The sequence below is a fragment of the Pseudanabaena sp. SR411 genome (assembly GCF_002251945.1).
GTDB lineage: Bacteria > Cyanobacteriota > Cyanobacteriia > Pseudanabaenales > Pseudanabaenaceae > Pseudanabaena.
This window is the reverse complement of record NZ_NDHW01000177.1, coordinates 1-4333: the sequence shown is the minus strand read 5'-3', so window position 1 is coordinate 4333 and position 4333 is coordinate 1. Positions and strand designations below refer to the sequence as shown.

Genomic DNA, 4333 nt, shown 5'->3' with positions numbered 1-4333 from the left:
TAACGGCTTGTTCAGAAGCGCTTCGTTTTGGTTCATTTTTTTACTGTCTTTTTATTTCATATTTTACCATGCCTTACAGCGGGAAGGGAGTAAGATACCAAATGGGTTCTATAGAAGTGCAGACCCTTTTGGGAGATTTTGCAGATAATCAGGAGCTTTATTGATTTCTGATTTTGGTAGTTGTTGAATTTGGTTACTCAGTTGGCGATTAAGCTCTGGAATTTGCTCTAGGCTAATTGTTAATAGCTGAGAGCTAATAGCTTGCTCAGGCTGGAGGAATCTGACTCTTTGGAGTATACGATCGCTACCTTTTATATTTTTGAGATAGTCATCGATTTCTTGCACTTTGAGTAAATCAAGAATCTGTAGTGCCTCCATAACACGTTCTTGTTTAAGTAATAGATCAGCAAGAGTTCTATAAGTTCCAGAGAAAGTTTCCACATAAGACTTCTGTTCTTCTTTAGTAAGTCCACTAATATCTTTACGAAGTGACTCTCTTGTATTGACAGATTTTTTGTAAAAGAAAATAGCCAATTCTACTTTGTTAAGCTTGGCAAATAGATTACCTAAATTGTTGAATGAATCACTTGCTGCTTCTCGATCGTCAATTTGATTAGAAATCACTAAGGATGCTTGAAGATATTCAATTGCTTTTTGAGTCTGTCCAAGACTTGCATAGGTATCGCCAAGATTGTTTAAGGCTGATCCTTCACCTTGTCGATCAGCAAATTGCTTAGCAATAGATAAAGATTGCTGAAAGTATTCGAGCGCCTTTTGATACTGACCTAGTCTATGATATGAGTTCCCCAGATTGTGAAACTCAACTCCTGCATAACTAGCACTAAACTTTTGAGAGATTTCTAAGGCTTGCTGGTGATATTCAATTGCTTTTTCATACTGCCCTAACCTAGTGTAAGCCCTTCCGAGATCCCCAAACAAAGTGCCTTGTCCCAAGTAATTTCTGATTTGTTTGGCAATATCTAGAGATTGTTGATAATTATCAATTGCTTTTTGATACTGTCCGAGCAAAGTATAGGTATGCCCTAAATAAGTCAATGTCATTGATTGACCATGAATATTATTAATTTTTTTAGCAATAGCTAGGGCTTCTTGAAAATGATTAATTGCTTTATAGTACTGCCCGATTCGGACATAAGTACTACCAAGATTATTTAAACCATATTGTTCTCCATAGGGATTACCAATTTGTCTAGCAATAGATAACGATTTTTGTGCATAATCGAGAGCCTTTTGATGTTCACCAATATGGCTATAAGCAAAGCCCATACTGCCAAGTGTGATGCCCTCTCCTTTAACATCTTGGATTTCTCGATAAATCTGTAGTGCTTGTTCAAAATATTCTAATGCTTTGAGATATTGATGTGCTGTATATAACTGATTCCCTTGCGTGCGAAGCTTTTCTGCTTCTATTTTACGGTTCTGTATAACCTGAGCCTGAGAAGTCACAAAAGGTAGATCAGGAGGCAAAACTATGTTTAATAGACAAACTGCAAAAATAAATGCAAGTGAGTAGAATCGCGAAACCATAACATCACCTTTAAGTCTGCATCAAAATTTTAGCGTTAGTTTGCAACAATTTTTACTTCATAACCCATTGCCGATCGCAAAGAATGCTGACCAGTAGTAGGGATGAGATAATGACGAAGAACTCGGCACTGTTCCCACGATTCTAATTCCAGCGCGATCGCTACCTGTTCCTTTCTGATCGCTCTTAATCATCGCAATTTGCGCCCTGCGTAATGCTTCAGTAATAGTGACATCACCTTTTTTTAGTTCGCCATAAAATGCTTCCATTAACGCTTGTGTTCCTGCATCATCGACTTTCCAGAGCGAGGCGATCGCATTTTTGGCTCCTGCTTTTTGGACTTGATAGCCAAAGCCTAAGATTTCGACCCCTTCGCCGAGTTTGCCAAGTCCTGTCTGACAGGCACTCAAGATGATTAAGTTGATATTGGGAATTTGCCAATCGGTGATTTCGTTGAGGCGGATTTTATCGCCATTGCCGAAGATGATAAAGGAGTTGTCTGGTACACCTGTGTTAAATTCGGCATGGGTGGCGAGATGCAGAATGTTATAGTTTTTGAGTTGCGATTCGATCGCTGGGCGACTAAATTTGTCTTCGATAAAGGTAACTGAGTTGGTGAATGAGTTGGCGATCGCTTGGACTTCTTTGATGGTGGCTGGTAAGGGTGATAATGTTGCTTCGCCAGATTTGTGATTGCCGTTGCCATAGGCTCCTGCGAGGATGCTGGGTTGGGTTTTGGGGTTGGCGGTGAAGTCGGTGAGGGTATAGGCGATGAGGTTGCTAATCCGATATTTCTCGATGAGCCATTGTTTGCCGTCATAGAGTGCGGCGAGGGGAACATAGCGCAGTTGTCCATCGGGTGCGTAAAGGATGGTGTCGGCTTTGAATTGGATTAGTTCGGCTTCGATGGGTTTTATCAGCAGATCGTAGAGTTTGGCGGCGGGTATTTTGACATCTGCGTAGCCGTTATTTTGTAGTCCTGCTCTAAATTCTGTGACTAATTCTTGGAGTTGGTCTTTGGAGATTTTGACGGTGCGGTTGATGGGGAGGCTATTGGGTGAGAAGAGAATGATTTCGAGGCGATCGCCTAGGATGAATGGATAGAGTAAGACGGTTCCCTGTGGGATTTGGTTGAGGTAGTCGGGAACTTTGTTGATTTCTGATTTGGGAAGTTGTTGGAACTGGTTAGCAAGTTGGCGATTGATTTCTGAGCTTTTCTCTAGTCTAATAGATAATAAATTACTGAAAATTTTTTCCTCAGACTCTAAAATTCTAATTCCCTTTATGGTTCTACCGTTGCCTTTGATGTTTTTGAGATAGCCATCGAGCTCTTGAACTTTTAATAGATCGAGTACTTGTAAAGCTTCCATTACTCTACCGTGATTAAGTAATAGCTTGGTAAGACTTTGATAAAGGAATGAGTACTCACTAATAAAAAGATATGCAGCTAGTTCATCTGAAATTGACATCAAATATCTAGCTTTTTCTAGTTGAGAAATTGCATATTTATACATTAAAATTGAAAAATCTATTTTTCTTTCTTTCTCTAAAAAATAAGCAATGTTACTTATTAAATTAATCCCTCCAACTCTACAGAAAATAATCGAATAATAATAATCTATCGATAATTCCTTAGACATAGCTTCTTTAGTTGAGCTAGAATCTTTATATTTTTTGTCGGGATTTCTGATGATTAGCGAGTCAAGAGTTTGAGGTAAAGTAGATAATATTTGATTCTTTTTTTTCTTAAGCATATCTAAACTTTTTTGATAAGCAGAGACTGCATTCTCAAGATCACCTAAAGCATAGTAGTTATTACCAATACTACTTAATGTATCCACATCGATAATATCTTCACCTAAAAATAATAAGCTTTGTTGATAGTATTCCAACGATTTAGAATGTTGTTGGAGATAATAATAAGAGAGTCCGATCAAAGAATTAATCGAAGCTTTTTCTTTCATAAATGTCAGGATATTACTAAATTTGATTATGATTTTCAGGTATTGAATATGATATGTAATTGCTTTTTTATAATCACCATAGATAATATAAATGTTTCCCAACATTTTTGTCATTTCAGCTTCCTCAATGAGATTGCCAGATTTCTGAAATCTTGATAATGATCTTTTGGATTCTTCTATAATTTTGTCGAAACGTGATTTGTCATTAGTAAATATTTTAAAAATTGTCATATTGTAAGGATTTTTTTTGTCTTTTAAAATATCTAAAAACTGCATTAAAGAGTTTCCTTGAAAAGATTTAAAAGGATTTTGATGATCTTTGACTAAAATATTATTAATTAGTAAATATCGCTTGATTTGATTTATTATTAGATTATCAACAGATTCGTTTTGTTTTAGATTTGTTTGTATTCTTTCGGACTTTAAATTTGAATCAAATTTTTCTTCTGTTATACCTGTAACTCCTTCGCTTATGAACAATTGCATACACAATAACAATAACCATCCAAAAATCAAATTATTAAATTTCCCATTCATAGTATCAAACCTTATTTTTATCTAACTTCTATATGTTTGGAGAATACTCACTCTCACAATCTATTATTAAGATTACTATACCATCAGGTAATAATAGGCAAACATAAGAATTGTTGATAGAAGTCTATTAATTTCTCGTACTGTCTAGATTATCTCTCTGTATAGAACCCATTTGGTATCTTAGGAAGCCTTAGCGAGGCGCTTAAGCATAAGCCTGATAAAGCAAAGATGAATTCTCGCATTAGCATTGTCTAAAGTTCTGTCAAAGTTTTTGACCAGACTTTTA

2 protein-coding genes and 1 pseudogene are annotated in these 4333 nt (G+C 36.3%); all 3 read right to left on the bottom strand.

Features of this window, described 5'->3' with window-relative positions; genetic code table 11:
* Nucleotides 1-108: 108 nt before the first annotated feature.
* The gene (locus tag B9G53_RS18485; RefSeq protein ID WP_094534948.1) at nucleotides 109-1548 is read right to left on the bottom strand and encodes a lipopolysaccharide assembly protein LapB; all 1440 of its coding nucleotides are present in this window, start codon (nucleotides 1546-1548) and stop codon (nucleotides 109-111) included.
* Between the two features lie 57 nt (nucleotides 1549-1605).
* Nucleotides 1606-3624 (bottom strand): CHAT domain-containing protein, encoded by a 2019-nt coding sequence (locus tag B9G53_RS18480; RefSeq protein ID WP_176453266.1) that lies wholly within the window; start codon nucleotides 3622-3624, stop codon nucleotides 1606-1608.
* A gap of 603 nt (nucleotides 3625-4227) precedes the next feature.
* A pseudogene (locus B9G53_RS29135) lies at nucleotides 4228-4333 on the bottom strand (DDE transposase); the annotation flags it as partial.